Raw genomic sequence first — 20,702 nt, forward strand, 5'->3', positions numbered from 1 at the left:
ATTAACCACAAATTCACTCCCCGTCCGGGTAGCACAGGTACCTGTAGGGACAGAACCTGCAGGTGTAGGAGTACTCGCCCTTAGGAGGTTTCCCCTTTTCGTAGGCTTTTTTAACGCTGTAGAAGTGCCTCAGCGTCTCCCTGAAGAGCCTGCCGTCGTAGGGCACCTCAAAAGCTTTAAAGTTCGGCCCCTTGACGATGGGAAAGCGCGAGAAGTCGATCTTCTTTATCACCTTCATAGGCTCCTCGTGGAGCTTGATGTAGTAAAGGTAGCCGTACTCCGCCTCGGCCCAGCGCATATATATGTTGAGCTGCGCCATGTGGTAGTCGTAGGGCTTGCTCGGGAGGCTGGTCTTGCCTTTGATTTCGATGGGGAAGTCGCCGATTGCGTCTATTCTGCCGTGTATCTCGAAGCCGAGCCTGTTCGAGCGCAGGATTAGGTGCTTCTCAAGCTCAAAGCCAAAGCGCTTCTGCAGGATCTCCCCAAGGACATTATGGGTGTTTATCCCCTGGTTCAGGCGCACCTTCACGAATTCGGGCCATTTCTCGGGGTAGCCTTTGAGGCGAAAGTATATCCTCCTCGGACAGGTTAAGGCCTCGCTCGCGTAGAACTCCAGGAACCCGTCGTTTTCGTTACCCCCGCTGCTCATCTTTTTCCCTCCAGGAACGGGGCGGGTCATCGGCCCGCGAACCTCACCGCCCCCGCGTCAGCTAATACCGACGTCATCACCCATCAGACTGGGCAAGGGTCGTCATCCGCTTGGAGAGTTAAGGCTAACCCACCATTTAAATCTTTGGGGAAAGAAGGCCGGAATGAAGGGGGACAAAATCAGAGTACAGTACCCTTCTTCCTCTTGAGCGAGTAGCTCAGGCCGTAGGCAGGCCAGAGACTTGGAGGCTGCTCATAGTGGTGCAGATTGCGCAGAATCTTCTCCGCCGTCTTCCGGTTCTTCGCCTTGACGCGGAGGACACCCCTTTCAAGCTCGACCGTACCGTTTGAGAGGCGGACTGTGAGCTTTGAACCGTTAATTTCAGGCCTTGCCTTCATTAAAAGCTTCCTGTAGTCCTCGTACGCCTCCCTGCTGAGCCTCTGCTCAAGAAGTGCGGGCTTTTCATGTGACTTAAACAGGCGGGAGAACCAACTATTCGACGATTCATCATCCATACTCCTCATCGACCTCCGGAGGATTTCTCGATTTAAACTCGTTCTCCAGGTTTTTAAGGATTTCTCATCGCTTTTTGCCGAAATGACGGGAGAAGGTTTTTTAAAGTTTCCGGCCTGAGTAAGGCCGATGACAAAGACGCAACTGATAAAGCCCCGCATCAGGGAGATACTGTCCCGCGAGCTCCCGGAGGAGCTAGTGGGGATGCTTCCAAAGCACTGGGTTCAGATAGGCGATGTGCTGATTCTGCCACTCCGGCAGGAGCTGGAGCCGTACAAGCACCGCATCGCCGAGGTCTATGCTCAGGTTCTCGGCGTTAAAACCGTCCTGAGGAAGGGAAGAATAGGGGGCGAGTTCCGCGAGACGAACTACGAGGTTCTCTACGGCAAAGACACGATAACGGTGCACATCGAGAACGGGATCAGATACAAGCTCGACGTGGCAAGGGTCATGTTTTCCCCGGCCAACGTCAAAGAGCGCGTTAGAATGGCAAAGGTCGTGAAGCCCGGGGAACTTGTGGTGGACATGTTCGCGGGAATAGGGCACCTGAGCCTGCCGATGGCCGTCCACGGGAAGGCGAGGGTCATAGCGATAGAGAAGAGCCCGTACACGTTCAGGTTTCTAGTCGAGAATATCGAGCTCAACAAAGTCCAGGACAGGATGACGGCCTACAACATCGACAACCGCGACTTCCCAGGAGAGAACATAGCCGACAGGATTCTGATGGGCTACGTTGTTACAACCCACGAGTTCATCCCCAAGGCGCTCAGCATAGCTAAGAATGAAGCGATAATCCACTACCACAACACCGTCCCTGAGAGACTCATGCCGGGGGAGCCCTTCGAGACCTTCCGGAAGACAGCAAGGGAGCACGGCTACGAGGCCGAGAAGCTCAACGAGCTGGTCATCAAGCGCTACGCCCCGGGTGTGTGGCACGTCGTTGTGGACGTTCGGGTGTTCAAGAAGTGACGTCTGCGCCGCCAGGGACGGCACAACTTTTTTCGTAAGGACTGCGAGGGGAGCAACGCCCGACCCCAAACTCCATGCTCCGTGTATCCTCATCGTCCACCCATGAACACATTTTTCTGATGGCGCTAGATTTTGTGTTCCCGTCACCATCATGGTTAATAAATGCACTTAACGCGAGGTGAATGGTGAAACGTTTTCTTTTGCGAAGACCTTATATCCTTCAAGCCGAAAATCTTTCGAGGTGATTCTGATATGGGCATGAAAGGATGGTGGGGACGGATTCTCAGGGTTGACCTGACCAACAACAAAGTCTGGGTGCAGGAGTATTCTCCAGAGGTCGCCAAAAAGTTCATAGGCGGAAGGGGCCTGGCCGCCTGGATTCTCTGGAACGAGGTCAAGGGCGTTGACCCGCTCGGCCCTGACAACAAGCTCGTCTTTGCTGCTGGACCTTTCAACGGCCTCCCGACCCCGAGCGGAGGCAAGCTTGTGGTTGCTGCCAAGAGCCCGCTCACCGGCGGTTACGGTGACGGTAACCTCGGTACCATGGCGACCGTCCACCTGAGGAAGGCCGGCTATGATGCCATCGTCGTTGAGGGCAAGGCCAAGAAGCCGGTTTACCTGTACATAGAGAACGATAACGTCAGCATACTCAGCGCTGAGGGCCTCTGGGGCCTCGACACCTTCAAGACTGAGGAGGAACTCAAGAAGATACACGGCAAGAACGTCGGAATCCTCAGCATTGGTCCCGGTGGCGAGAACCTCGTTAGGTACGCCGTCGTCATGTCCCAGGAGGGCAGGGCCGCTGGAAGGCCCGGTATGGGTGCAGTCATGGGCAGCAAGAAGCTCAAGGCCGTCGTCATAAGGGGCACCAAGGAGATTCCGGTCGCGGACAAGAAGAAGCTGAGCGAGCTCTCAAGGGAAGCCTACCAGGCAATACTCAACTCCCCCGCATACCCGTTCTGGCACAGGCAGGGGACGATGGCAGCGGTTGAGTGGACGAACGAGAACTCGGCACTGCCGACCAGGAACTTCCAGGACGGTTCATTCGAGTTCGCCCGCTCGATAGACGGCTACACCCTTGAGGGCATGAAGGTCAAGCAGAGGGGATGCCCCTACTGTAACATGCCATGCGGAAACGTCGTCCTCGACGCTGAAGGAAAGGAGAGCGAGCTCGACTATGAGAACGTGGCCCTTCTTGGCTCCAACCTGGGCATCGGGAAGCTCAACGAGGTTTCGGTTCTCAACAGGCTCGCCGACATGTACGGCATTGACACGATTTCCCTTGGTGTCTCCATAGGCTTCGTGATGGAGGCCGTTGAGAGGGGACTCCTCAAAGAAGGCCCGACCTTCGGAGACTTCAAGGGTGCAAAGCAGCTCGTTGAGGACATCGCCTTCAGGCGCGGTGAGCTGGGCAACTTCGCCGCCGAGGGCGTCATGAGGATGGCCGAAAAGCTCGGCGACGACAGCTTTGCCATGCATGTCAAGGGGCTTGAGACGAGCGGATACAACAGCTACATCTACCCGGCCATGGCCCTGGCATTCGCCACCAGCTCAATCGGCGCCCACCACAAGGAGGCCTGGGTCATCGCCTGGGAGATCGGTACCGCGCCGATCGAGGGCGAGCAGGCCAAGAAGGTCGAGTACAAGATCACCTACGACCCGGAGAAGGCCGCTAAGGTTATCGAGCTCCAGCGCCTCAGGGGCGGCCTCTTTGAGATGCTCACCGCGTGCAGGCTTCCATGGGTCGAGGTCGGCCTCAGCCTCGACTACTATCCGAAGCTCCTCGAAGCCATCACCGGCGTCAAGTACACCTGGGACGACCTGTATAAAGCAGCGGACAGGGTCTACGCCCTCATCAGGGCCTATTGGGTCAGAGAGCTCGGCGAGAAGTGGGGCAGGCACATGGACTACCCGCCGAAGAGGTGGTTCATCGAGGGGCTCAAGAGCGGGCCGTACAAGGGCCAGCACCTCGACGAGAAGAAATACGACGAGCTGCTCAGCGAGTACTACAGGCTCCGCGGCTGGGACGAGCGCGGAATCCCGAAGAAGGAGACCCTCAGGGAGCTCGGCCTCGACTTCGTTATTCCTGAGCTCGAACAGATCACCAAGCTCGAGTGATTCCCTCTTTTTCCTTCAATTTCCAGCAAGCTTTTTAGCCTCCCCCAAGAACTTCCACCGGTGATGAGAATGGTCAGGATAAGGCTTATGGGGGCGTTCGCCCACCTCGCAAAGGCAAGAGAGCTCAACGTAAAGATAGAGGGAAAAAGGAGGGTCGATGAAATTCTGCGCGAGGTCATTCCGCGCTACGACGAGTTCAAGGAGAAGATTATCTTCATCAACGGCCAGCCCGCGAGGGGCGATGCCGAGGTTACCGACGGCGATGAGATCAAGGTGATGCCGGTTTTGAGCGGGGGTTAATGAAATACTCAATCAAAAATGGCTGGTGAACGTAATGTGGTGTCCGCTTATAAACGGGGAGTGTAAGACTAGCGAATGCATAATGTGGATAGCAAGAGATGGTGAAAATAATGGGAATTGTCTCATCGCAGAAGTACTTACAACATGCGTTAATCAGTCCACATCAAACTTCGCTCCAGAGGAGCTCGATAATATCAAGAAAACCCTGCAATTCATTCAAGAGTTTGAGCCCGACGATCTAGCTGAAGAAACTCTAGAATTTATTAAACAGAGGATGATCCGTTACCAGTTATCGCTTGATGACATTAAAGAGATGTTGTTGGAGGAATTGCTCACATACCTAAAACAAAAAATTGGTTTAGAGATTATGATGTTTCTTGAAGAAGACCCCGAACTTCAGCTCAAAATCAAAGAAACGCTGGTAATATTGAGAAGAAAATTGCGGGATATTGAGGAAATTGACATTGACAACATTGTTGAGGAGTTCCTCCAGTACTTAAAAGAAAAAGCACAATCTAACAGGCTATCACTACATGAGGGCATTTCTATATATCTTGACGAGTTTCTCGAACAACAAGGGGTTTCTGAGGATTATAGGATAAGGCGCATGATTCGGGAAAAGGTTAGGATCCGGTTGAGAGAGGAAGAAAAAAGACTAGAGCAAGAAAAAATAGCGAAAGAAAAGGAAATGATCCCTGAGCTAGTAGAAAAACTTGTTGAGTGGGCAAGGGAAAATAACTTGAACAGGCTCAGAAAAACCGATGTAGACGCGTTTCTTATAGAATATGAACTTTCAGATTTACATTATCTCACAAAAGATGCACTTTGGAGACTTGCAAATGCAAAACTTAAAACTCATTGCCAGAAGAGATAATTAAGGTAGTGCCCAAGTCTTCTCAACTTTTGACTAAATTTCTCTAAAATTTCTTTGTTCATTGATAATATAACGTATGACTAGAAAATCTATCAACTTTGTTAGAAGGGTTTTGGCGCCGGGGCAGGGATTTGAACCCTGGCGGGCTAACGCCCACGGACTCTCCAGGCCCGCGCCTTCCCAGGCTAGGCTACCCCGGCGCATAAATGAGAGGAATCAGGAGATGAGCTCGATCTCGATGGTGACGTCCTCAGGGACGCGGATGCGCATAATCTGGCGCATGGCCCTTTCGTCGGCCTCGATATCCACAAGCCTCTTGTGAACGCGGAGCTCGAACCTGTCGAAGGTGGCGGTGCCCTCGCCGTCCGGGCTCTTCCTGGTGGTGATCCTTATCCTCTTGGTCGGGAGCGGTATCGGACCGCTCATCCTGACGCCGGTCCTCTCGGCGATCTGCTTGATCTGGTCGGTGACCTCGTTGAGGGCCTTAATGTTGGTGCTCGCGAGCTTAATCCTTGCCTTCTGCATTTCCGTCCCTCCTAAAAGTTCAGGAAGTTAAAGGAAAGGTTGAGAGAAGGCCTTCACTCGGCCTTCTGGATGGAGATAACCATACCGGCAGCGACGGTCTGGCCCATGTCACGGATGGCGAACCTGCCCATCTGCGGGATCTCCTTGACCGGCTCGATGACCATCGGCTTGGTCGGCCTGAGGACGACGATGGCGGAGTCACCGGTCTTGATGAACTGCGGGTTCTCCTCGACGATGTTACCGGTCCTCGGGTCGAGCTTAGCGAGGAGCTGCTCGAACCTGACGGCGACCTGGAGGGTGTGGGCGTGGAGGACCGGGGTGTAGCCGACGGTGATGGCGGTCGGGTGGTTGAGGACGATGATCTGGGCCTTGAAGGTGTCCCTCGGCCTGACAACGGTCGGCGGGTTGGTGGTGTGTCCAGCAACGTCACCGCGCTTTATGTCGTTCTTACCGACACCCCTGACGTTGAATCCGATGTTGTCACCCGGAAGGGCCTCCTGGAGTGGCTCGTGGTGCATCTCGATGCTCTTGACCTCACCCTGGATCGGCTTGTGGAAGATGGTGCTGGCCGGCTCGAAGATGACGACGTCACCGACGCGGAGGACACCGGTCTCGACACGGCCGACCGGGACGGTACCGACACCCTTAATGGAGTAGACGTCCTGGATCGGGATGCGGAGCGGCTTGTCGGTCGGCTTCGGCGGCTCCGGTATCTGGTCGAGGGCCTCAATGAGGGTCGGGCCCTTGTACCAGGGCATGTTGTCGCTCTTCTTGACGACGTTGTCGCCCTCCCAAGCGCTGATCGGGATGATCGGGAAGTCCTTGTAGCCGAGCATCATGAGGAGCTTCTTAACCTGCTCGGCGACCTGCTTGAACTTCTTCTCGTCGTAGTTGACCATGTCCATCTTGTTGATAGCGACGATGATGTGGCCGATACCAAGGGTCCTGGCAAGGAAGGCGTGCTCCTTGGTCTGTGGCATGACACCGTCGGTGGCGGCGACGACGAGAACGGCAGCGTCGGCCTGGCTGGCACCGGTGATCATGTTCTTAACGAAGTCCCTGTGGCCCGGAGCGTCGATGATGGTGATGTACCTGTGCGGGGTCTCGAACTTGGTGTGGGCAACGTCGATGGTGATACCCCTCTCCCTCTCCTCCTTGAGCCTGTCCATGACCCAAGCGAACTTGAAGGACTTACCCTTCTCACCCATCTCCTCGAACTTCTTGATGATGTTCTCCGGTATGTTGGCAGTGTCGAAGAGCAGCCTTCCGATGGTGGTGCTCTTTCCGTGGTCGACGTGGCCGATAAAGACTATGTTAACGTGTGGCTTCTCCTTTGCCATTTTCAAACACCTCCGAATTTTGGTCTAGTCTCGTTTGACTAGGATGGCTTTTTAAATCTTTCGAACTTCGGCTCCCTCGGGCGGGAAACCCGCCTTTTTCTCGGGGGAGCCTCATGAGTTCCGTGGTGAACTTGAGGGATGAGTTTAAAAACTTAACTAATCGCCGTTGGGCAGGAATCTGTCAATTTTCAGGACAGGCCTTCAAAATCCTTCAAATCCCATACGAGCCAGCCTTCCTCCTTCAGCCTTTCCTCCCCTGCAACTTTCTTCGCGACGATTCCATAGCCCTTCTCCCATCCGTCCAAACCCACGAGCTCGGCTTTGCTCTCTAAGTCCTTCAAGATTCCCCCCGCTTCCTTCTCGTTCAACTCTTTCCACTTGACTTCTATGAAGAGCGCTTTTTTCTCCTGCTCGTTCAGGGCAACCAAGTCAATTTCCTCGTTCTTGTGCCACCACCTTCCGATTTTCGTGAACTTAAACGGAAGCTCCCCCCTCCTGTTAAGCCCTACCAGAAACTGTCTTGCCACCTTTTCAAACACCCAGCCAAGGTAGTGGGGATAGTCCTCCTTAATCTCCGAAACCTCAAAAGTCCCTTCCTCGATTCTTGACAGGTTCGGGTAAACAAAGCGGAACCAGAAGGCCAGGAAGTTGTCGGCAACGTAGTAGCGTCCCCTTTTTGAGGTGGACTTTTCCGTAACTGGAACCTCCCTTACAATCAAACCCGTCTCAATAAGGTTGCGCAGGTAAGGGGTTATGTCAGAGTGTTTCATTCCAGTGAAGTCTTTTATCTCCTTTGGAGTTGTTTTGCCCAGTGCAATAGCTTCAAGTATGCGCTTGTATGTTCTGATCTCAGTGAACTCATACCTGAGGAGAAAATCAACCTCTTCCCTAAAAAAGCTCGCCGGATTGAGTAGTTCATTTTCAAGCCACTCCCAGAAGGGAAGTTCAACTTGAGTGATATAGAAGGGAATGCCATCGGTGAGAGCGTAAATCTCAACGAGCTCTTCCAAGCTCGCCCTGGGAAAGAACTCCCTCAAGGTAAAAAACTCCATCGGTTTTAACTTCATGGAGCCGGTTCTCCTACCGTAGAGTGGGCTTTTGTAACTCAACACCTTCTCAGTCATCATACTCACTGAAGAACCAAGGAGTATCAGTTTAGTCTTGGACCCCGAAAGATCAAGGTCAACAGCCCTCTGAAACAGGGAGAGGACTTTAGGATCTTCCTTGATCAGGTTAGGAAACTCGTCGATTATTATTATTTTCCCCTTCAACGCGTGCAGGAGTCCTTCCCAGTCCTCGCGGGCGTACCTCACCTCGGGAAACACCCTTTCAGCGGTCTCTCGGAAGTGCCTGAGGTTGTCGCCTTCAACCGCCAAGTAATACACGTGAGGAAAGTCTTTAACGGCCTCAAGTACGAGACGGGTCTTTCCAACGCGCCTCCTTCCGTATATTACGATGAGTTCGAACTTCCCACTCATTAACTTCTCCTTTATGGTTCTCAGCTCGACCTCCCTGTTCACGAAGCGGTTCATTGTGATAATCACCATTATCATAATGCACGTTATCATCTTTAAGAATTTCGGTGGATTGAGAATCACGATCCGAATTCTAACCACTTTTGAAAAACTCAGAAAATGACACAACGAAGAAACGAGGGAGAGAAAAGTTCCGAGGGCAGAAAGCCCTCACTGCTGCGGGCAGACATCCTGCTCCTTCGGCGGGTTCGGGTCGAGGCCCTTCCTCTGCCTGATCTGCCTGATGATGTTGACTGCCAGCTCGTTCGGGACGCGCTTGAAGCCTGCATGTTCGGTGCTCCAGAGGGCCCTTCCGCTGGTGGCACCACGGATGGCTCCGGCGAATCCGAACATCTCCGCGACAGGGGCCTCTCCGATAATGATCATGACCTCTCCTTCCTGCCTCATGTCGATGAGCTGGCCGCGCCTCTGGTTGAGCTCCCTGCTGACGGAACCCATGTACTCGTAGGGTATGTTGATGATGACCTTCTGGTACGGCTCGTAGAGAACCGGGCTGGCTTTCATCATAGCGCAGTGGATTGCAGTCCTGATGGCCGGGTAGATCTGGGCCGGGCCGCGGTGGACGTTGTCCTCGTGGATCTTCGCGTCGTGGAGCCTGACGATAACCTTCATGACCGGCTCCTTGGCGAGCGGTCCCTCGTCCATTGCCATGTGGAATCCATCAACGAGGAGGTCCATGACCTCGTTGAGGTACTGGATACCCTTGGTGTTGTCGAGGAACATGTTGCCGTTGTAGATGTCCACGATGCCCTTGGCTATCTCGTAGTCCATGCCGAGCTCGGCGAGCTTCTTGGCGACGGCCTTCGGGTCCTTCGGCCTGCCCTCCGGGATTATACCCTCGCGGATGGCCTCGTAGATCTCGTCCGGCATCGGCTCGACGGTGATGTAGAACCTGTTGTGCTTGTTCGGGGACTTTCCTTCGACTATCGGGCTGACCTTGGTGACGCTCTCGCGGTAGACGACGATCGGCGGGCTGACCTCAACGTCGAGCTTCCAGTCCTCCTTGAGCTTGACGAGCTTGACCTCGAGGTGGAGCTCACCCATACCGCTGAGGAGGTGCTGGCCGGTCTCCTCGTCGATCTTGACGTGCAGAGTTGGGTCCTCCTTGGCGAGCTGGCGGAGGGCCTCGATGAGCTTCGGAAGGTCCTTAACGTTCTTGGCCTCTATAGCCACGGTAACGACCGGCTCGCTGGTGTAGTGGAGCGCCTCGAACGGCTCGATCTGCTCCTGGGCGACGGTCTCACCGGCCATGGCGTCGCGCAGTCCGGTGACGGCGACGATGTTACCGGCCGGAACGGCCTCCATGTTGACCCTCTCAGGACCCATGTAGATACCGACCTGCTGGATCCTGGCCTTCCTCTTGGCGCTGATGAGGTAGACCTCCTGGCCGGTCTTCACGGTACCGCTCCAGACACGGCCGGTGGCGACCTCACCCGCGTGCTTGTCGAGGATGATCTTGGTAACGACCATGACCATCTTGCCCTTCGGGTCACACTTGAGCATGGCCTGACCGACATCGCTGTTGACGTCGCCCCTCCAGAGGTGCGGGATCCTGTACTTCTGGGCCTCGAGCGGGTTCGGGAGGTGGCGGACGACCATATCGAGAACCACGACGTGGAGCGGAGCCTTCTGCCTGAGGGTCTTAAGGTCGCCGGCGTTGGTGAGCTCGACGATGTCCTTGAAGGAAACGCCAGTCTTCTTCATGTAGGGAACGCTGAGGGCCCAGTTGTAGTAGGCGCTACCGAAGGCGACGCTACCGTCCTCGACCTTGACCATCCACTGGCTCTTGAACTCGTCCGGAGCGTACTTCTTGATGAGCCTGTTGACGTCGGTGATGATCTTGGCGAACCTCTGAAGGATCTCGTTCGGGCCGAGCTTGAGCTCCTTGATGAGCCTGTCGACCTTGTTGATGAAGAGGACCGGCTTGACGTACTCCCTGAGGGCCTGCCTGAGGACGGTCTCGGTCTGGGGCATGACACCCTCGACGGCGTCAACAACTATGATCGCACCGTCGATGGCACGCATGGCCCTGGTAACGTCACCACCGAAGTCAACGTGACCAGGAGTGTCGATGAGGTTGATGAGGTACTCCTTGCCCTCATAGGTGTGAACCATCGAGACGTTTGCAGCGTTAATGGTGATTCCCCTCGCCTGCTCCTGCTCGTCGAAGTCAAGGACGAGCTGCTTTCCGGCAAGCTCCTCGCTAATCATACCTGCTCCAGCGAGCAGGTTGTCGCTCAGCGTAGTCTTACCGTGGTCAATGTGAGCGGCAATACCCATGTTCCTAATCCTCTCGGGCTGGGTCATGAGCTCCTTAATCTTCGCAATCATCTCTTCCCTTCTTCCCATTTACACCACCTTCTAACCTGATGAGCTTGTTCACCACTCACTTAAAAGGTGCGGTTATAAATCTTTCCCAGCGCAAAATCGAGGTCAGGCGAAAACGTTCAAACTACTTAAGGTTTTTGGAAGCAAAAAGAAAAGCCAGCCACTTCAGCCAAGGAGGTCTACCACGAATCGCCTGACATCCTCCCTGACGTCCTCCCTCGCGTAAACCCCCCAGCGCCAGTGCGTGTCCTTGAGCTCCACCAGACTCCTGACGAGAGGGGAGACCTCGCTTAACCTCTGGCCTCCCTCAACGAATGCGTTCTTCTCCTCGAACTTCGGCTTCAGTGGGTAGTCGAGAATAGCCAAGTGGCCGAACTCATCTTCAAGAGCCTTTTTAAGCTCCTCGACATTCTTGAGCTCTTCATTGGTATAAACTACGCGCTTATAGAGCCTTCTGTCATCGATGGCCTTCACCAGCTCCCTGACCTCATCGCGCTCACTTCTCCTAAGGCGGGCGATTAAATCGACCTTGTCCATGGCGGCGATTTCTTTCTCACTTATTCTCTCAAGCTCGACTGCCTTGATGAGCATCGCCGACGCTATCCTAGAAACATGGTGCTGGTAGACGGTCGGATACATCATGCTCCTGGCGAGGAGCAGCGACTGAGCGGCCATTATCCCCTTCTGCCCTATGATGAGCTTTTCGCCGTCGTAGCGGAGGTTTCTTATAAGCCTGTCGAGGTCGACGAGTCCGTATGCAACGCCGGTGTAGTAGGCATCCCTCACGAGGTAGTCCATCCTGTCGGCGTCGATGTCCCCGCTCACTATCGGGTGCTTGAGAAGGCTGAGGAATTCTTTGAGGGAGTAGCGCTCCCCTATGACATCTCGGATTTCGCCCTCTTTAAGAACCCGCCTCGTGTTCTCCTCATGGCTCCCGTAGAGTGCCTCAAGGGTGTGGGAGAATGGATAGTGTCCGAGATCATGGAGCAGTGCGGCGTACGCCACCGCTCCTTCAACTGTATCCCTGTTGTTCTCCGCTATCTTCTTCGCGAGCCAGAACGTTCCCAGTGAGTGCTCAAAGCGTGTGTGCCTTGCGGATGGATATGCAAGGTACGCCAGCCCAAGCTGAGTTATTCTCCTCAGCCTCTGGAACTCAGGCGTGTCAACGAGCCTCACAGCAAAGTCATTAAGCTCGATGTGGCCGTGGATGGGGTCGTGGACGAGCTTCATAATGTCCCCCAGGAAAAGAGGGGAAAAAGTTTAATAAATCTAATTCCCAAAAATATTAACCGGCATGGGCTTCCACTTCAGGTGGTTCACCTCCGCTTGGAGTTTGCCGACCCTCCTGCCCCGGGGAGGGCCCTCCGGGGCCTCTCCCATCTTTGAGCGTCTTATGCGTGGTTTAAACAGCTTCTCAACTTCCTCTTGCACTTCCTCTGCCTTCCCACTCAGGACGAGCTTTCCGTTCCCTATGACGACCACCCAGTCTACCACGGGGAGAAGCGGCTCCCAGATGTGGCTGATTATCACGAAGTTTGTCCTGCCTTTCATGTCCTCGATTATCTCGATGACCCTTTCCATGCTGTCAAAGTCTATGTTCGCGAGGGGCTCATCGAGGAATATTAGCTCCGGCTTCCCTACGAAGGCTTGGGCGAGTGAAAGTCTCTTGAGCATCCCCGAAGAGTAGCCGTTTATCCTCTTGTCAAGGAATGACTTGGCGTCGAAGAGCTCCGCGGCCCTCTCGGCGTCTTCTTCGTCAAACCCCTTGCTCCTGGCGAATAGTGTGAGCCACTCCCTTCCCGTCACGAACTGTGGAAACGCTGGCGGGTCGTAGGCGACTCCAAAGCGTGCCTTCAGCTTTCCGTTGTTCCACGGCCTCTCCCCGAATACGAGGATTTCTCCGGAGGTCGGCCTGTAGACCCCCGTTGCCAGCTTGAGGAAGGTGCTCTTTCCGCCGCCGTTGGGGCCGAGGATGAGGGTTATCCCTTCGGGAATCTCAACCGTTACGCCGTCGAGCGCCCTTATGCTTCCGAAGATTTTCCTAAGTTCTTTTGCCTCTATCAGCGTCATCTGGCCCACCTCCAGACCACGAGAGCGAGGAGAAGAGCGAAGACGGAGCCGCTGATGTAGAGCGCGTCCTGAACTTCTTTAGTCGGGTAATTCTTTATAAACCTGAACGAGCAGGTCAATCTGTCGGTGCCGTTGTTGATTATGAGGTAGTCCCCTTCACGGGGGAGGACGAACTGATACTTTGCGTGGCTGTAGACACCGTGCCTATCTATCTGTTTTCCCGTGATGATGTCGTACACCTCAACCATTCCATTGCCGTTGCATGACGCCTCCACCAGTGAGCTGGTGGGCGTGTGGGCAGTGACGTAGTCCATGCTGGTGACGTTTCCCTGATGCTCCACCGGCGAGAGGAAAACTGGCCCTATGGAACCCACTCTGTCTTCGTAGGAGCTGTAAACCCAGAGTGAGCCAGCGGTGAGCATCAGCATTGCCGCGAGGAGAGCCGCCCAGAACCTCACACCACATCCCTCCTCCTGATTAGAACCCACGATACGGCGAAGAGGATAGCAGGGACGAGCAGGCCCCAGCCGAGGTAGTGTACGGTGAAGGGAGTGAAGTCTGCACTTCCGCTCCGAGCTATAGCGTCAATGAAGAGCTGGGGCGGTATCTCCGACGTCCCAATGACCCTAGGCGCGTATATGAGGGCGAAGCCCACCATGAAGGCAAGAAATGCGTTGGGCGAGGCGAGGGATACCAGAGTGGCAACCGCTATCAGGTAGAGCACGAGGAAGACGACCAGGGTCAGCGCATCGCCGATGAAGCTCGACGTTATCTCCGTGAGATAGCCGGCTATGCTAGCGTAAGTGGTCAGGGTGACGTAGACGAAGGGCAGCAGGACCATCAGGAACCCGTAGATCAGCAACGACAGGAGCTTTACCCCAAATATCTCGGTGTTGGAGTAGGGAAGGGAATAGATCGAACGTGCAACGCCGCTGTCCCTGTCGTAGCGGAAGGTCAAAGCGCCAAGGAGCAGGACAAGGAAGCTCAGAAGTGTCCAGACGTCGTCAAGGGAAAGGAGTTCCTGGATTGAAGTTAATATTCCACCAGCATTGGAGGCACCAAAGAGTTGAATTTCAGTCCCAGATGCAAACCCTGTATAGTGGCTTACTCCCATTAGGACCTGCTTCATAGACATCCCCGCCAATGAAATCCCAAAAATGAGGAGAACGCTTTTTATGGTGTCGTTCATCTCCCACCGGAAGAGAGTGTAGATGCGTCCCATGAGCTCACCTCCGTCTTTCTGCCATACTCCAGATAACAACAGCACCAAGGAGGCTCAGAATGCCGTAGAAGATATATCCCATCGGGGTTTTAGGTCTCGGATACTCTACGGTCTCAACGGCTCCAAAATCTGCATTAGTGTCATAGAGCACAAGGCCGAATTTCCAAGAACTGTCTTTTTTCGCCAGCATCTGATATCCTGATAGCTGATCCTCAAACACTGCCCATCTTATGCCTATTGCATAGAAATCAGCGTAAGGAGCGGTTCCTATCACTGCTGGATATACTGCGATTCCAGTTGATGGGTCATAAATTATCCCAGCACTTGGTCCATTGAAAGACACCTCAAACAGGGAATATCTGCGTTTTTTATCAACTTTCTGCGACAGCTCAAAGTCTCCCGTTGTCACCATAACCGAAATCAATGGGGGACCAAATTGTCCATAATATGTCATTACTGACTCATTGAAGGTACCCACAGCCCAAATAGTGACATTTGTATTTCCCATAACAGAAAACGTTTCATTCACTTTTAGGGAATTGTTTGGATCAATCCATAGGAACGTATGTCCATAATAGTTGCCATCCATATCGAAGACCGCACCATCACTAAGTCGTATTAGGTACGTTCCCGAGATTTGAATCTTGTCCAGCTTAACTTCAAGCCAGACACAGTCACGGAATCCTGCATCATGGCTTGGAAGCAATTTTTTTGACATAATACTTTCACTATCCCAAAAGACCGGATATTGCGTTCCATTCAAGAATATGGACGAAATCGTCACGTTTTCCATCTCAATTATTGCCCGGACTTTTAGGTATCCCTCTTTTTTGTCTAAAATGTCAAACCTAACGGTGGTATTGCTACTTGCAGAAATCATAAATAGGGTACCATTGACATCAAGGAAAACTTCAGCAGTATGTATTTGATCTGGAGTACCTCCTCTGACCAAATCAAAGTATGGATCGTATCTTTGGGCTATATATTCAATGTAGACCCCGGGTCTAGCCCAATAGGGTTCAGCTAAGACATATGTTGGAAAAATGAGAAGGAGTAAAAACATTAGCAACCTAAAATATTTAGTCAACGACTTCAATATTTCCACCCCCATTCCAAGAGAAGGCTCTTAGTTATTGTGAAAACAAAGAAGAAAAAGAGACCAATGTCAAGTGTTGGGCCATCCTGCTGATGCGATAACTTTATCGACTACTACTAAACCAGTAACATAGACCGTTGTTGTGACTGTTATTCCATTGCTAGACTCTTTTTTCTCCACCCGCGCATACGGCACCCCTGTATACTTTCTTATCTCCTCAGCATTCGGGGTCAATCCACCATTTCCATATTTATATATAATCTCGTAGTTAGTATACGGCTGGCTGACATCGTATTTCACACCAACTTCAGCAAGAGCCCACCCATAATCCCCTACTTTATAACTCCTAACTACCGTGGTCTGCCAGATCGTCGCTGCCGCGAACCCTGCCGCCACTACCAGCAGGCCGAACAGTATGACAACCAGCTTCTTCATGGTGCCGACCCTCCTGCCCGAAGGTAATTAATACGTCCTGTCGGGCAATATATGATACTTCAGATACAATATTTAACTTTTACTTCAAAGTTTAGGTATGAATTCCAAAAAAAAATCGGTGACACTGTGTTACTGCCATTACATAGCGCAAGCAATGACATGAAATATCCGGAGTTAATAACCGGGTTATGCCAGTATTAGTGAAATAATTTAACAAAACGTTCCATCAGCGCGAAAAATTTCGATTGCCGGAAAATGGTGAACATGTATTGGGCTTCGAACTCCCTTCAGCTCCACGTCTCCGCTATGACGTCGTGCTTATGGATGCTCTCGTTGCTGATGACCCTCACATGAATCCTGCCCTTAAAGCGCTTCTTCGCCTTGGCGAATATCTCGCGCGCAACGTCCTCGACGAACTTCGGGTTCCTGTACATGCCCTGAACGACGGCGTTCTCATCCACCGTCTTGAGCAGAGTGTAGGTTGGGTGACTGAAGGAGCTCTCAACGACGTCTATCATATCCTCAAGTGCTATCTCCTCGTCAAAGGCCGTTCTCACCTCAAGCTCGCCTATCGCCCTCTGTATGTGCGTCTTGCCGTTGTTGTTCGCCATAGCGTGCGGACAGGCGGTGTTTCCGATAACCTTAACCCTCAGAATCTTCTCAAAGCTTCCGTCCTCGTTCTTGATGACACCGACCTCAACGTCGTAGGGCTCGTAGGTTGTCTTTTTGCTCGCCGGAGTCTCGCGAGGGATTATAAGGTGAGTTCTTATCCAGACCTCAGCCCTCTTGTGTGGGTGCTTGTCTTCGAGCCTATAAATGACGGCCTTTCCAAGCTCTTCAAGCGAGCTGTGGGCTTCCATTACCTCTTCCTCAACAGCCTCGCTCATCGCTTCCGTTATGCTCTCCACGAGCCTGCTCATGTGTATGCCCTTCTTCTCCTCCGGGACGTCGATAGTTATCTCAAAGAGCGGGAGAAAAGTGTACACCTTCCCTTTCCAGTTTATCTTTGCCACCGTGCGGAGATTCGTTATTCCAACACGGTGAAGACGCTCTCTAATCTCGGGAACCTCTTCCTGGGTCTCAAATATCGGCATGAGCATCACCCTCTTTTTAGGGGCATCTATGCGGGGGACTTTTTAAATGTACGCCGTGATGTGCTTCACCTATTTTCCCCCACATAGAGACAGCAGGTGTTCCCTAAGGTTTTTGGCAACCGAGTCTCTCAAGACGACACCGTTTCGGGTTATAAACACGTCCGTCCCGACTCTAGAGAGCTCGTATCCAAAGAGTCCAAAGGGCGTACCGTCGAAGAAGCTGAGAACCTCTTCGCCGGGCTCAAACATGTCGGGGATCCAGTGGTTGTACGCCCCCTCCAAGCGGGGATAAACGATCGCCGCACTTCCACCGGCGAGGCGGGAATAGGAGTATATCTGGTAGAGCTCCTCGCTGTTCCGGACGAGCTTTCTCCGCCACTTCCCTCGCATCTTTACAAGGAGACTGCGGTATTTGACCTCAACCACGCATTTCCCAGAATCTGTTACAATCAGTATATCCGGAAGAGGGGGCCCGAAAGTAAAAACGGCTCCCAGTTCTGCCTCAACCTTCCGGGAATCTTTAACAAGGTGCGGGAGAACGTAGTCCCTGTAGACTATCCCCCTCCCAGTTAGGGCCCTCTTTATTGTGTGGTACACCAGGTTCTCAAATAGGTGCGCCATATCTATAAAAACTCCCTGCTGCACCGTGCCCCTTTGACTTCTTCTGCCGAACCCCCTAAGGATTATTGTTGCGAGGATGTAGACTGGCCTGAACCTCTCGTTCAGGGGGTTGAAGGACACCCTGTGGAAATCGTTTTGATTGAGCTGTCCAACCCCCCTAAAGTACTCAAGAAGGGAGCCCGCCGCCCTTCTCACCCCGTTCCACTCCGAGTTCTCCGTCACCACTTCAAGTGCGGCCCTCAATACCCTGTTCAGCGGGTTGTCGATTCCAAGGATCGAATGCCTAACGGGAATATCCAGTTGCCCGGGCGCTGTCCTGATCAAACGCGAAAGGAGCACCCTCCCCCGGATGGTCTTGGCGTTCTCTTCGAGTTCATTGTACTCCTGGTACATCCCGTGGAATATTTTCCTTCCCAGCTGGGAGACGTAAAGGTAAAAGAACAGCTCATGGATCAACTCGCCTTCGTCCTGGTAGGCGGAGACAGCAAGCTCTATATCGCGTGGGCTCATACCCAAGCTGCCGCTCAGGTTGAGCAGGCTGAGGAAGAACTTCATAGAGCGCCTCTGGTCGGGATCGTGCCTGTATGGTTTTGGAAGAACCTGTATCATGAACGGCTCATCCCCAAGGTAGTATGCGAAGCCCACACTCCCATGGGCCTGGATGTAGTAGTCCCCCCTGCTGACGTCGTATCTCAGGCTCAGAACGTCATTTTCATGACCGTAAGTCCTGTTGATGAACTCAAAAAACCTCTGGAGCTCGGAGGGAGATACCTTTATATCCTCAGCCCGGAGACTTTGGAGGTACTTTCTCTGGAACTCGTAAAGGGTCACCGCCCTCATTCTGACCCCACCAGCCTGCGGAGGGCATCCATGAACTCGTCAAGGTTCATCCGAATTATCCTCCCCCTCTCGTCTATGAACTCAAAACCCGGATAGAGAGATCGAAGGTGCTCCCAGTTCCCGTAAAAGTACTCCTGGAAAAGGGGCAGCACCTTGTGGTAGAAGACTAGGTAGAGCGCCTGCCTTGGGTCGTCCGCGGAGGAAACATCGAGAAAGTACCCGTGCCCTATGGTGTAGTCCTTACCCTTTTCCTGCTCAATGATGGAGTTTATTCTCGTTAGGAGGTGTTCCAGGTCTATCCCATCCACATGTATCCCTCTGAGCTTCTCGGGATCTGGAGACAGTTCCACGAATGCGAACCTCCTCCTGAGTGCAATATCGAGCATCGCTATGCTTCTGTCCGCCGAGTTCATGGTGGCAACTATGTACAGGTTGGGGGGTAGCGCAAAAAGCTCTCCCGAGTATGGAAGGGTCACTATAGTCTCGTTTGGGGCACCCAGCCTTTTATCGGGATCAAGGAGGGTTATCAGCTCACCGAGTATTCTGCTTATATTGCCCCTGTTTATTTCATCAATTACCATGTAGAATTCTCTCCGGGGCTTAATAGCAGTCTTTTTCCCTTTTCTCCTTTCTTCTAGGAACTTCTGGACGGCCAACTTCATATCTTCATACCCTGCGTTGTTTTTGTGTTCCCGGAATTCCTCCAGCAAGGAGTCGTATATTGCCTGCACTGCCAGACGCTTAAATACTCCGTCGGAGACACTGTATACAACACTCCCCCCTTTTTCAAAGGGTCTGAACCCCTCCACGAAATCCTCATAACTGTAAGACTGGTGGAAGGTGACAAACTCCGCGTTTTTGGCAGTTTTAAGCGCCAGGTATGTTTTACCTGTGCCAGGTGGTCCGTAGATGATGAGCTGCTTGAACCTCCTGAGCAGGGGCTCTAGAAACGTCCCTCCAACTTTCCCAGTCACTTCCCCTTTTTTGTGTCCCTCCAGCCCAAGTTCGGAGGCCGCTTCCTTGGATTTGGCTTCCCAACCCGGCGTTTCAGACACCTCGAGCTGGTACAGATAGTCCACGTCCCTGCGGAGGAAGTAGTAAAAAGTTCCACCTGAACTTTTGCCCCCGCTTCTGCCGAAGTAAAGAACTCCTCCATCCATTGATATTCCCGCAAACTTTGGATTAACGACCCCTGGGACATACCTCCCCAGAATCGCATTCCCGCGGAAATCTTCTACCCCTATCCTTTCGGCTGTGTTAATGACATCGAAGGGTACGAGCCCGGCCTTCAGGTTTCCACCGTAAATACCCGTTATGACAAAAAGTCCTCTGGATGTGAATGATAGGAACACCAGCTCCCCGGGAAGCAGTGCCACTTTCGTTCCGGCGGGGCTCATGATGTAAACCTCATTTCCCCCCTTGGTGCCGAGAGCTGCCATAAAAGAGCCGTTTTCCAGCCATATGTCCCCTACGGGCCTTCCTCCCTGAGGCACAATGCTGGATTTTGAGAGGGTCTCAATGCCATCCCAGAACTCCAGGGAAGAGTAGTAAGGAAACATCGGAAGTGGGACTCTTCCCAGCTCCAGGCGCGGCTTTTGATTCTCTTTGAATGTATAGAGCAGATAAAGTGAGTCCTCCGTGTCCTTTACCGAATGGATGTACGCAAAGCCATTCCGTGGCGTTGGAATCTTAATGACCTCAATATCCGCAGGTGCAAAGTACTCCACCTTATAATCACAGAACACCAAAAGCCTCCCCCGGGAAGTGAAGCTGACATAAAGGGGCAGTCTGGTAAACGTTACTGAGAGCGCCTCCGATTCCGGATCGGCTGACTGAATTGGATAGATTTTGACCTCTCCCGTTCCGCACTTTGTAAAGACCGCAAGTTTTCTTTCCTCGGGGAGCATTACCACTTCGTCCGCACAGGGCACGGGAATGCCCTTCTCCCAACCTTCGAGGGGCTGCCCTCTTGTTCCAAAAACGTGTATGAACCTTGAGTCGTCGTCCAGTCTTACCAGAACTGCCAGATACCTCCCGCCGGGAAACAGCTTCAGGTCTTCAACGGCGAAGCCAAAGTCCCCATACTCGGTGTCCAAAAACCTGTTTATGGAATACATCGAAGTCTTCATCGGCACAGGACGGATCATTACAATCACCAATAGGAATACAAGCC

General features: G+C 52.9%; 19 protein-coding genes and 1 tRNA gene. 4 read left to right on the plus strand and 16 right to left on the minus strand.

What is annotated here, in order from left to right; translation table 11 throughout:
• Positions 1 to 13: 13 nt before the first annotated feature.
• Both cas4 and E3E36_RS00140 read right to left on the minus strand, forming a co-directional pair.
• The gene (gene cas4, locus E3E36_RS00135; RefSeq protein WP_167893457.1) at positions 14 to 649 is read right to left on the minus strand and encodes a CRISPR-associated protein Cas4; all 636 of its coding nucleotides are present in this window, start codon (positions 647 to 649) and stop codon (positions 14 to 16) included.
• 179 nt (positions 650 to 828) lie between these two features.
• The gene (locus E3E36_RS00140; RefSeq protein ID WP_167894633.1) at positions 829 to 1,164 is read right to left on the minus strand and encodes a hypothetical protein; all 336 of its coding nucleotides are present in this window, start codon (positions 1,162 to 1,164) and stop codon (positions 829 to 831) included.
• A gap of 127 nt (positions 1,165 to 1,291) precedes the next feature.
• Here E3E36_RS00140 and E3E36_RS00145 point away from each other — a divergent pair, with 127 nt between their 5' ends.
• From E3E36_RS00145 to E3E36_RS00160, 4 genes are all read left to right on the plus strand, one after another.
• The gene (locus E3E36_RS00145; protein ID WP_167893458.1) at positions 1,292 to 2,131 is read left to right on the plus strand and encodes a class I SAM-dependent methyltransferase family protein; all 840 of its coding nucleotides are present in this window, start codon (positions 1,292 to 1,294) and stop codon (positions 2,129 to 2,131) included.
• 258 nt (positions 2,132 to 2,389) lie between these two features.
• On the plus strand, positions 2,390 to 4,249 hold the full coding sequence (gene for / locus E3E36_RS00150; RefSeq protein ID WP_167894634.1) for a tungsten-containing formaldehyde ferredoxin oxidoreductase: 1,860 nt from the start codon (positions 2,390 to 2,392) through the stop codon (positions 4,247 to 4,249).
• Positions 4,250 to 4,318: 69 nt separating this feature from the next.
• Positions 4,319 to 4,549 (plus strand): MoaD/ThiS family protein, encoded by a 231-nt coding sequence (locus tag E3E36_RS00155; RefSeq protein ID WP_167894635.1) that lies wholly within the window; start codon positions 4,319 to 4,321, stop codon positions 4,547 to 4,549.
• A 25-nt stretch (positions 4,550 to 4,574) separates the two neighbouring features.
• Entirely contained in the window at positions 4,575 to 5,423 is an 849-nt protein-coding gene (locus E3E36_RS00160) for a hypothetical protein (RefSeq protein WP_167893459.1), read from the plus strand.
• Between the two features lie 113 nt (positions 5,424 to 5,536).
• Here the strand turns inward: E3E36_RS00160 and E3E36_RS00165 are convergent.
• The 14 genes from E3E36_RS00165 to E3E36_RS00230 all read right to left on the minus strand — a co-directional run bounded on the left by E3E36_RS00165 (position 5,537) and on the right by E3E36_RS00230 (position 20,676).
• Positions 5,537 to 5,623, minus strand: a tRNA-Ser gene (locus E3E36_RS00165).
• 16 nt (positions 5,624 to 5,639) lie between these two features.
• A complete protein-coding gene (rpsJ, locus tag E3E36_RS00170; protein WP_012571711.1) occupies positions 5,640 to 5,948 on the minus strand; it encodes a 30S ribosomal protein S10 in 309 nt (102 codons plus the stop codon).
• Between the two features lie 53 nt (positions 5,949 to 6,001).
• A complete protein-coding gene (tuf, locus tag E3E36_RS00175) occupies positions 6,002 to 7,288 on the minus strand; it encodes a translation elongation factor EF-1 subunit alpha (RefSeq protein WP_167893460.1) in 1,287 nt (428 codons plus the stop codon).
• A gap of 188 nt (positions 7,289 to 7,476) precedes the next feature.
• Positions 7,477 to 8,820 carry an ATP-binding protein gene (locus tag E3E36_RS00180; RefSeq protein ID WP_167894636.1) on the minus strand — a complete coding sequence of 448 codons (1,344 nt, stop codon included), beginning with the start codon at positions 8,818 to 8,820 and terminating at the stop codon, positions 7,477 to 7,479.
• Positions 8,821 to 8,973: 153 nt separating this feature from the next.
• A complete protein-coding gene (locus E3E36_RS00185) occupies positions 8,974 to 11,172 on the minus strand; it encodes an elongation factor EF-2 (RefSeq protein ID WP_167893461.1) in 2,199 nt (732 codons plus the stop codon).
• A 144-nt stretch (positions 11,173 to 11,316) separates the two neighbouring features.
• On the minus strand, positions 11,317 to 12,381 hold the full coding sequence (locus E3E36_RS00190; RefSeq protein WP_167893462.1) for an HD domain-containing protein: 1,065 nt from the start codon (positions 12,379 to 12,381) through the stop codon (positions 11,317 to 11,319).
• Between the two features lie 39 nt (positions 12,382 to 12,420).
• On the minus strand, positions 12,421 to 13,221 hold the full coding sequence (locus E3E36_RS00195) for an ABC transporter ATP-binding protein (protein ID WP_206203450.1): 801 nt from the start codon (positions 13,219 to 13,221) through the stop codon (positions 12,421 to 12,423).
• Positions 13,218 to 13,679, minus strand: coding sequence for a hypothetical protein (locus E3E36_RS00200; protein ID WP_167893463.1), 462 nt, complete (start codon positions 13,677 to 13,679; stop codon positions 13,218 to 13,220). The genes E3E36_RS00195 and E3E36_RS00200 overlap by 4 nt, the downstream gene beginning before the upstream one ends.
• Positions 13,676 to 14,443 (minus strand): hypothetical protein, encoded by a 768-nt coding sequence (locus E3E36_RS00205; RefSeq protein WP_167893464.1) that lies wholly within the window; start codon positions 14,441 to 14,443, stop codon positions 13,676 to 13,678. Before E3E36_RS00205 ends, E3E36_RS00200 begins: the two co-directional genes overlap by 4 nt.
• Positions 14,444 to 14,447: 4 nt before the next feature.
• The gene (locus E3E36_RS00210) at positions 14,448 to 15,539 is read right to left on the minus strand and encodes a hypothetical protein (protein ID WP_167893465.1); all 1,092 of its coding nucleotides are present in this window, start codon (positions 15,537 to 15,539) and stop codon (positions 14,448 to 14,450) included.
• A gap of 69 nt (positions 15,540 to 15,608) precedes the next feature.
• On the minus strand, positions 15,609 to 15,974 hold the full coding sequence (locus E3E36_RS00215) for a hypothetical protein (RefSeq protein ID WP_167893466.1): 366 nt from the start codon (positions 15,972 to 15,974) through the stop codon (positions 15,609 to 15,611).
• Between the two features lie 287 nt (positions 15,975 to 16,261).
• Positions 16,262 to 17,068: a GTP cyclohydrolase IV gene (locus E3E36_RS00220; protein ID WP_167894638.1), complete on the minus strand. Its 807-nt coding sequence runs from the start codon at positions 17,066 to 17,068 to the stop codon at positions 16,262 to 16,264.
• Positions 17,069 to 17,137: 69 nt separating this feature from the next.
• Entirely contained in the window at positions 17,138 to 18,529 is a 1,392-nt protein-coding gene (locus tag E3E36_RS00225; RefSeq protein ID WP_167893467.1) for a restriction endonuclease, read from the minus strand.
• Positions 18,526 to 20,676 carry an McrB family protein gene (locus tag E3E36_RS00230; protein WP_167894639.1) on the minus strand — a complete coding sequence of 717 codons (2,151 nt, stop codon included), beginning with the start codon at positions 20,674 to 20,676 and terminating at the stop codon, positions 18,526 to 18,528. Before E3E36_RS00230 ends, E3E36_RS00225 begins: the two co-directional genes overlap by 4 nt.
• Positions 20,677 to 20,702 lie beyond the last annotated feature (26 nt).

The sequence above is a fragment of the Thermococcus sp. M36 genome (genome assembly GCF_012027355.1).
Classification (GTDB): domain Archaea; phylum Methanobacteriota_B; class Thermococci; order Thermococcales; family Thermococcaceae; genus Thermococcus.

Bases quoted from the DNA above. Each gene is read 5' to 3' on its own strand.
- E3E36_RS00180 (WP_167894636.1), bottom strand. From the start codon at position 8,820: ATGAACCGCTTCGTGAACAGGGAGGTCGAGCTGAGAACCATAAAGGAG.
- E3E36_RS00185 (WP_167893461.1), bottom strand. From the start codon at position 11,172: ATGGGAAGAAGGGAAGAGATGATTGCGAAGATTAAGGAGCTCATGACC.
- E3E36_RS00140 (WP_167894633.1), bottom strand. From the start codon at position 1,164: ATGGATGATGAATCGTCGAATAGTTGGTTCTCCCGCCTGTTTAAGTCA.
- E3E36_RS00205 (WP_167893464.1), bottom strand. From the start codon at position 14,443: ATGGGACGCATCTACACTCTCTTCCGGTGGGAGATGAACGACACCATA.
- E3E36_RS00230 (WP_167894639.1), bottom strand. From the start codon at position 20,676: ATGATCCGTCCTGTGCCGATGAAGACTTCGATGTATTCCATAAACAGG.
- E3E36_RS00220 (WP_167894638.1), bottom strand. From the start codon at position 17,068: ATGCCGATATTTGAGACCCAGGAAGAGGTTCCCGAGATTAGAGAGCGT.
- E3E36_RS00145 (WP_167893458.1), top strand. From the start codon at position 1,292: ATGACAAAGACGCAACTGATAAAGCCCCGCATCAGGGAGATACTGTCC.
- tuf (WP_167893460.1), bottom strand. From the start codon at position 7,288: ATGGCAAAGGAGAAGCCACACGTTAACATAGTCTTTATCGGCCACGTC.
- cas4 (WP_167893457.1), bottom strand. From the start codon at position 649: ATGAGCAGCGGGGGTAACGAAAACGACGGGTTCCTGGAGTTCTACGCG.
- E3E36_RS00225 (WP_167893467.1), bottom strand. From the start codon at position 18,529: ATGAGGGCGGTGACCCTTTACGAGTTCCAGAGAAAGTACCTCCAAAGT.
- for (WP_167894634.1), top strand. From the start codon at position 2,390: ATGAAAGGATGGTGGGGACGGATTCTCAGGGTTGACCTGACCAACAAC.
- E3E36_RS00195 (WP_206203450.1), bottom strand. From the start codon at position 13,221: ATGACGCTGATAGAGGCAAAAGAACTTAGGAAAATCTTCGGAAGCATA.
- E3E36_RS00190 (WP_167893462.1), bottom strand. From the start codon at position 12,381: ATGAAGCTCGTCCACGACCCCATCCACGGCCACATCGAGCTTAATGAC.
- rpsJ (WP_012571711.1), bottom strand. From the start codon at position 5,948: ATGCAGAAGGCAAGGATTAAGCTCGCGAGCACCAACATTAAGGCCCTC.
- E3E36_RS00155 (WP_167894635.1), top strand. From the start codon at position 4,319: ATGGTCAGGATAAGGCTTATGGGGGCGTTCGCCCACCTCGCAAAGGCA.
- E3E36_RS00215 (WP_167893466.1), bottom strand. From the start codon at position 15,974: ATGAAGAAGCTGGTTGTCATACTGTTCGGCCTGCTGGTAGTGGCGGCA.